Annotated in this window: 6 protein-coding genes; 4 read left to right on the top strand and 2 right to left on the bottom strand. The window is 49.3% G+C overall.

Annotated elements, in window-relative coordinates:
- Positions 1 to 200: 200 nt before the first annotated feature.
- On the bottom strand, positions 201 to 641 hold the full coding sequence (locus tag DW896_RS19080) for a DUF6078 family protein (RefSeq protein WP_009037613.1): 441 nt from the start codon (positions 639 to 641) through the stop codon (positions 201 to 203).
- Between the two features lie 246 nt (positions 642 to 887).
- Between DW896_RS19080 and DW896_RS19070 the strand changes: the two genes are divergently transcribed.
- The 3 genes from DW896_RS19070 to DW896_RS19060 all read left to right on the top strand — a co-directional run bounded on the left by DW896_RS19070 (position 888) and on the right by DW896_RS19060 (position 3,650).
- Complete coding sequence (locus tag DW896_RS19070) at positions 888 to 1,796, top strand: DUF6268 family outer membrane beta-barrel protein (protein ID WP_008662515.1); 909 nt, start codon at positions 888 to 890, stop codon at positions 1,794 to 1,796.
- A gap of 65 nt (positions 1,797 to 1,861) precedes the next feature.
- The gene (locus tag DW896_RS19065) at positions 1,862 to 2,620 is read left to right on the top strand and encodes a LytTR family DNA-binding domain-containing protein (protein ID WP_119993705.1); all 759 of its coding nucleotides are present in this window, start codon (positions 1,862 to 1,864) and stop codon (positions 2,618 to 2,620) included.
- Between the two features lie 10 nt (positions 2,621 to 2,630).
- Positions 2,631 to 3,650, top strand: coding sequence for a sensor histidine kinase (locus tag DW896_RS19060; protein ID WP_009037615.1), 1,020 nt, complete (start codon positions 2,631 to 2,633; stop codon positions 3,648 to 3,650).
- On the opposite strand, the gene DW896_RS19055 is transcribed toward DW896_RS19060, so the two are convergent.
- A complete protein-coding gene (locus tag DW896_RS19055; RefSeq protein ID WP_009037616.1) occupies positions 3,637 to 4,569 on the bottom strand; it encodes an acyltransferase in 933 nt (310 codons plus the stop codon). The two genes, DW896_RS19060 and DW896_RS19055, sit on opposite strands and share 14 nt — an antisense overlap.
- A 168-nt stretch (positions 4,570 to 4,737) precedes the next feature.
- On the opposite strand from DW896_RS19055, the gene DW896_RS19050 reads away from it, so the two are divergent.
- Positions 4,738 to 6,798: an acetate--CoA ligase family protein gene (locus tag DW896_RS19050; protein WP_005834364.1), complete on the top strand. Its 2,061-nt coding sequence runs from the start codon at positions 4,738 to 4,740 to the stop codon at positions 6,796 to 6,798.
- Positions 6,799 to 6,814 lie beyond the last annotated feature (16 nt).

Raw genomic sequence — 6,814 nt, 5'->3', positions numbered from 1 at the left:
CGGTTATAAAAAGAAAAAGCGTCTAGCTAAATCAGGAAAAGACATACCTTCTAATGTAAAGCCGTTTACCATAGGGTGTAACGGCCGTTACTCCATATTGTAACGGTCGTTACACCATAGTGTAAAGCCTTTTACCTCGTAGTGTAAATGAAGTTACCGTTTGGGGTAACCGGAGTTATCATGTGAGGTGACCGGAGCTGTCATGTGAAGTCGTACTCTTCTACATAAGCGTCGAAGTACTCCGTCCGTTGGAGTCCTAAGTTACGGGCAATTGCAATGACTTGTTGCTGCTCGGTTGGTGAGAGCAAAGTTTCCCCTTTCCGCTTCTGATAATATCTTCGGATACCCCATAAGCCGATGAGCCGGTAGCGGAACGTGCCGGACTGGCCGACAGAGATGGCTTCTGCCGTATGGATAAAGCCTTTGGCATAGCGCACTTTCTTATTCGAGCAATAATACTTGCATTTTCCCGCTGTGGACTCTATTGCTTTCGGATTCAGTACATATAGGAAGATGTTGTTTGAGGGTGCATACGTATATGCAATCCGGCGCAGGCAGGTGTCAGTATAAGGGCATGTGTCAGTAGCGCATAAGCCGAAGTTATGGGGAACTTTGGAATAATCGAAAGTTTCTTCTTTCATCATTTTTTTGTTTAAAGTTCCGCAAAGGTACAATTAGTTTGGAGATTGATGGGTGCTTCACCTGATATTTGTTTTATCCCGAAAATATTATGTATTTTACGTAACGTGAAATGCGTAACGTAAAACATGGAATCATTCCGCCTTCCGGTTTCCGCATTTCGTCTTCCCCATTCCGCACCCCGTCCGTAAATGCTTCCCGCTTACTTGCCGCAGGACTATATTTGCAGAAAACATTTGCATATTCCCATGAAGACAAACTCTGTGATTCTATTGGTGTTGTGGCTTGCGGCGTGGCCGTTCTGCTGCCGGGGGCAAGGCTATATCAGTTACGACTATCTGCCCGAAAGTTCGTTGAAGGATGACCTCGGCAACGAGTATGGTTCGGGCAGCCTGATGATGGTATCGGGAAGGTATAACCTGCCGCTTTCCGTCAGGCATGACGACAAGGGCAGGCTGGTGGCGTGGTCGGCAACCGTCAATGCTGCCTATGGCGTATTCCATAATAAGGGGCAGGCGCGGGAGTTGAATCCGGACAATCTGCTGAATGCCAGTCTGAATATCTCCCACATCCGTCCCCTGTCCGACAAGTGGAGTATCATAGCCTCTGTGGGCAGCGGTGTCTATGCCCCGTTGGACGGGGTTTCCATGAAGACCCTACTGGCTAATGGAGCAATCATCTTTGTCTATAAACTGCGGAAGAACCTCAACTTGGGCATCGGTGCGGGGTTGACGAACTCTTACGGTATCCCGATGATACTGCCCATGATGTACTTCAGTTGGAGGAATGCCGGCAGGTATGAGCTGAAAGTGGATATGTCCAGCGGCATGAAAGTGTCCGTCGCCACCTGGCTGAACAAGAAGCTGAAGCTGGAACTGACCGCCCTCGATATGGACGGCATGTCTGCCGTGATGGAAGTCGACGGGAAATCGAAAATCTATTCTACCGTCATGCTGAGGTCATACATCAGTCCTTCGTACCGGTTGAGTAGGAAGACGGCTGTTTATCTGGGAGTGGGCGGTAACTGGATACGCGGAATAAGTATGTCGGACCGTAGTTTGAAAGGTTTTCTCAATAACTTCAAGAACGATGAGGACGAGCCTTGCTTCAGACCGACTCTGCGCCTGACGGTGGGATTCAGGTATACGCTGAAATGACAAATGCCATTTTAGTAGAGACAAGAGGTAAAATAGTATCTTTGTCGCAATAACAGACACGTTTTATGGTAAAGTATTTATTAGTAGAAGATGAGCGCTTCGCCTACGAAGAGCTGAAGCGTATGATGCAACGGCTGCGCCCTTCCTGGCAGTTGGCGGGCTGGGCAGAGAGCGTGGAGCAGGCTGTACTGCTCTTGCGTCAGGGCAGCCTGGACTTGATGATTGTAGATATCCGCTTGTCCGACGGGTTGAGCTTTGAGATATTCGAGCAGTGTCCCGTCGATTTGCCCGTTATCTTCACCACCGCCTACGACGAATATGCCATCAAGGCTTTCAAGGTAAACAGTATCGACTATCTGTTGAAACCCATTGAAGAAAGCGACCTAGAAGCAGCCTTGTGCAAGTTCGAGCGCAACAGTGCCCTCCGTTCTGCGGCTCCCGAATATCGGCAACTGGAACTCGGCTACTTGGCAGCCAACAAGAAGAACCGTTTTCTGGTGCAGGTAGGCGATACCTTCCGCTACGTAGAAACTCCGGATGTCGCTTTCTTTTATAGTGAGGACAAGCTGACTTATCTGCACCTCTTCTCCGGGAAACGGTATATCATCAGCTACTCGCTGGACCAGTTGGAGGGAATGCTGGATAGGGATGTTTTCTTTAGGGTTTCAAGGAGCTGCATATCCAACATTAGGTCCATCCGGAAGAGTTCCAGGTACTTCGGCAGTCGCTTGAAGCTTTACTTCGAGCCGGAGTGCCCGCACGAGGTATTGGTGAGCCGCAGTCGCGTGACCGATTTCTTGAAATGGGTGGACGGAGTGGTATGAGTTATAAGTTATGAGGCATAAGAGATACATATTCCTTTTTATACTGACGGTTTCCGTCTCGTTGCTTGTCATAGGGTGCGTTTATAACGTCATCAGCGGTAAGCCGTGGTATGCGAATATCATGGTGCAGTTCTTTCTGAATCTTCCTTTGTGCATAGGGCTGGGGTTCATCGACTTTGGGGTTATCAACTTGATATATAAAAGACTGAAACAGCGCAACAATGCGGTGAGGATTCTGGTGGATATCGTGTTGACCACTGCACTGGCTGTTCTGTTGACGTACATCTTGAACTTCCTGCTGATGGGCGGGCATGGAAATTTCTGGCATATCCTGAGAAACTCCCTGCCGGTAGTGCCGTGGAACTGGATTATCGTTCTGCAGATAGAGATATTCTTCTATAGCCTGCAACGTTCGGAGATGGAGAAGCAGATGGCTGTCATCGAGAAGGAGAAGGCGCTGTATCAGTTCGAGGTGCTGAAAAACCAGATTAATCCCCATTTCTTATTCAATAGTCTGAATGTCCTTGCCTCCCTTGCTTATCAGGATACCGAAAAGACGAACCGGTTTGCCAAGAAGCTGTCTACGGTGTACCGTTATCTGCTCACTACGCATGGCAGAGCTACGGTGACCGTGCAGGAAGAACTGTCGTTCGTAGAGTCGTATTTATACCTGGAGCATATCCGCTTTGGCGATGCGCTGCATGTGGAGATAGAAGATGATTTGCGGAATCATCATTGTCTCGTCATTCCTGCCAGCATACAGATGCTTGTGGAGAATGCCTTGAAGCATAATATCAGTACAAAGAAGTCGCCGCTGATAGTCCATATATCCATAGGAAACGAAGGGATTACGGTGCGCAACAATCTTCAGTTGCGTAATTATGTGACCAGTAACGGAGCGGGATTGAAGAACCTGCAACGGCAGTATGCCCTATACGGCACGCTGGTGGAGATTCTTAAGGACGAAAAGGAGTTTGTGGTGAAACTTCCCTTTGTGGGCGGAGACGTGAACCGCCTCAACACAATATAGTACTCTTCCCGAAGAAGAATCTGGAAACGTGTATCTTGTCCATAGCCCACGCCATACCCATGCAGCCGCTAAGAGTGAAGGCGGTGGCAGTGACAAGGAACAGCATCCCCGTAGGGTCGAAGGCGAACACGGGCAGAAACGCCTTGGACAGAATGGTGAAAATGGGTGAGAAAAGGAGTATGACCAGCGTATTGCGCCCTATAAAGAAGGCAAGCCGTTTGGCTTGTGCCGGCAGATAGCCGTAGGCTGCCAACAGCAGGCTGATGGAAAGCCAGGTGATGGCGACTCCTGCCAGAGTACCCCTATCCAGATTGGCGGGAAAACAGCATAGTATTACGAATGGAACAATGGCGAAGGTTGTGGCGCGAAAGACTTGTGTAAAACGAAGCCCGCTTTGGCTCACTGTCATGCCGATAAGGAAATAGAGGGCATTGGAGAAGTTCATCAATCCTCCCCAATGGGAAAGGGCAAACAGGCAGACACCGGTCACAACCAGCCGGGAGACAACCGACAGCCTTACATAGCGGAATGTGATATAATAGATGAGGCTGCACAGAATCAGTGTATGCAGATACCAGTAAGGCCCCATCGGATGGAGGAATACCTTGTCGAGCAATACGGTAGGAGTAATGGCATCTACACTTTCGCGTACGGGCAGGAAATGCGACATCACCGTATAGGCCGCCTCCATGCAGGCATACGGAATGAAAATCCATAGAAACTTGCGGAGAAAGCTTCGGGCATCCTTCCGGTTATTGGCCAGATAGCCCGAAATAATCAGGAAAGCGGACATGTGGAACGTATAGACGATTTGTTTCGCATACGGATACTTGTCGCCTATATATACAAGGTGGAAGATAATCATCAAGGTGATGAAGATGCATTTCAGATAATCTATCTCTTTGACACGGCTTTCCATATAGGGTAGTTTTCTGCGTATTGTTATTGATGGCACAAATATATATACTTCCGTAAACTTATTTATATTTTGCAAAGGGATTAAGCTTATTTTCTCTTTTACCGATTGCTTTTATGTATGGAAAATGTATATTTGTGCATGAATCATTAACTTAATGTAAAACAGACTATGATAACAAGCCAATTACTTCACCCGGCCAGTATTGTGGTAGTGGGGGCATCCAACAATGTACACAAACCCGGAGGGGCTATCCTGAAAAATCTGCTTAGCGGCGGATATACCGGTGAGCTTCGTGCCGTGAATCCGAAAGAGACTGAAGTGCAGGGTGTTGCTGCCTTTGCGGATGTGAAGGACATTCCCGATACGGACCTTGCCATCCTTGCCATACCTGCCGCGCTTTGTCCCGATGCGGTGGAGATGCTTGCTGCGGAGAAGCAGGTGAAGGCGTTCATTATCCTTTCTGCCGGTTTTGGTGAGGAGACCCATGAGGGTGCTGTGCTGGAAGATCGCATACTGGAAACGGTGAACCGGTATGGAGCCTCTCTGATAGGCCCCAACTGTATCGGTTTTATGAACTCGTGGCATCACAGTGTATTCAGCCAGCCCATCCCGCAACTGCATCCGCAAGGGGTGGACCTGATTTCCAGCTCCGGTGCCACAGCGGTGTTCATATTGGAGAGCGCCGTAACCAAGGGATTGCAATTCAACTCTGTATGGTCTGTGGGCAATGCCAAGCAAATCGGCGTGGAGGATGTGTTGCAATACATGGACGAACACTTCAATCCGGAAGCAGATTCCAGAATAAAACTTCTTTATATAGAGAGTATCGGTGACCCCGACCGTCTGCTGTTTCATGCATCCTCGCTCATCAAGAAGGGCTGTAAGATTGCGGCCATCAAGGCGGGCAGTAGCGAAAGCGGCAGCCGGGCGGCGAGTTCGCATACGGGGGCCATTGCCAGTAGCGATTCGGCGGTAGAGGCCTTGTTCCGTAAGGCGGGTATTGTGCGTTGCTATTCGCGCGAGGAGCTGACGACCGTAGGTTGTATCTTCACACTGCCGGAACTGAAAGGGAAAAACTTCGCCATCATTACCCATGCCGGCGGTCCGGGAGTGATGCTGACCGATGCATTGAGTAAGGGTGGACTGAATGTTCCGAAACTGGAAGGACCGGTGGCGGAGGAACTTAAGGGTAAGCTTTTCCCCGGTGCGGCTGTGGGGAATCCCATTGATATTCTGGCTACGGGTACGCCGGAACATCTGCGCCTCTGTCTGGAGTATTGTGAGGAGAAGTTTGACAATATTGATGCTGTAATGGCTATTTTCGGCACTCCGGGGCTGGTGACCATGTTTGAAATGTATGATGTGCTGCACGAGAAGATGCTGCATTGCAAGAAGCCGATTTTTCCGATTCTTCCTTCCATCAATACGGCAGGAGCCGAGGTTGCTGCTTTTCTGGCAAAAGGCCATGTGAACTTTGCCGATGAAGTGACTTTGGGTACGGCACTTTCGCGGATAATGAATGCCCCGCGGCCTGCCAATAATGAAATCGAGCTCTTTGGAGTGGATGTTCCCCGTATCCGCCGGATTATAGATTCCATTCCTGCGGACGGTTATATCGCCCCGCACTATGTGCAGGCATTGCTCCGCTCTGCAGGTATTCCTATTGTGGAGGAGTTTGTTTCGGACAACAAGGAAGAAGTGCTTGCCTTTGCGCGTCGCACGGGGTTCCCGGTGGTGGCAAAGGTGGTGGGGCCGGTGCATAAGTCGGATGTGGGCGGTGTTGTGCTCAATATCAAGAGTGAACAGCATTTGGCATTGGAATTCGACCGTATGATGCAGATTCCCGAAGCTAGTGCTATCATGGTGCAGCCGATGCTGAAGGGTACGGAATTGTTTATCGGTGCCAAATATGAAGAGAAGTTCGGACATGTGGTACTCTGCGGTCTGGGCGGTATTTTTGTGGAGGTGCTGAAGGATATATCTTCTGGTCTTGCACCGTTGTCCTACGAGGAGGCTTACTCCATGATTCACTCGTTGCGTGCCTATAAGATTATCAAAGGTACGCGTGGGCAGAAGGGAGTGAATGAAGATAAATTTGCCGAAATTATTGTACGGCTTTCCACCTTGCTGCGCTTTGCAACGGAAATCAAGGAGATGGATATCAATCCATTGTTGGCGACTGAAAAGCAGGTGATAGCGGTGGATGCGCGCATTCGGATAGAAAAATAAGGGTTAGAGATTAGGG

It is taken from the genome of Bacteroides sp. AM41-16 (assembly GCF_003603495.1).
Classification (GTDB): domain Bacteria; phylum Bacteroidota; class Bacteroidia; order Bacteroidales; family Bacteroidaceae; genus Bacteroides; species Bacteroides uniformis.
Note: the sequence above shows the minus strand (reverse complement) of the source record. Positions and strands in the feature narration are given on the sequence as shown.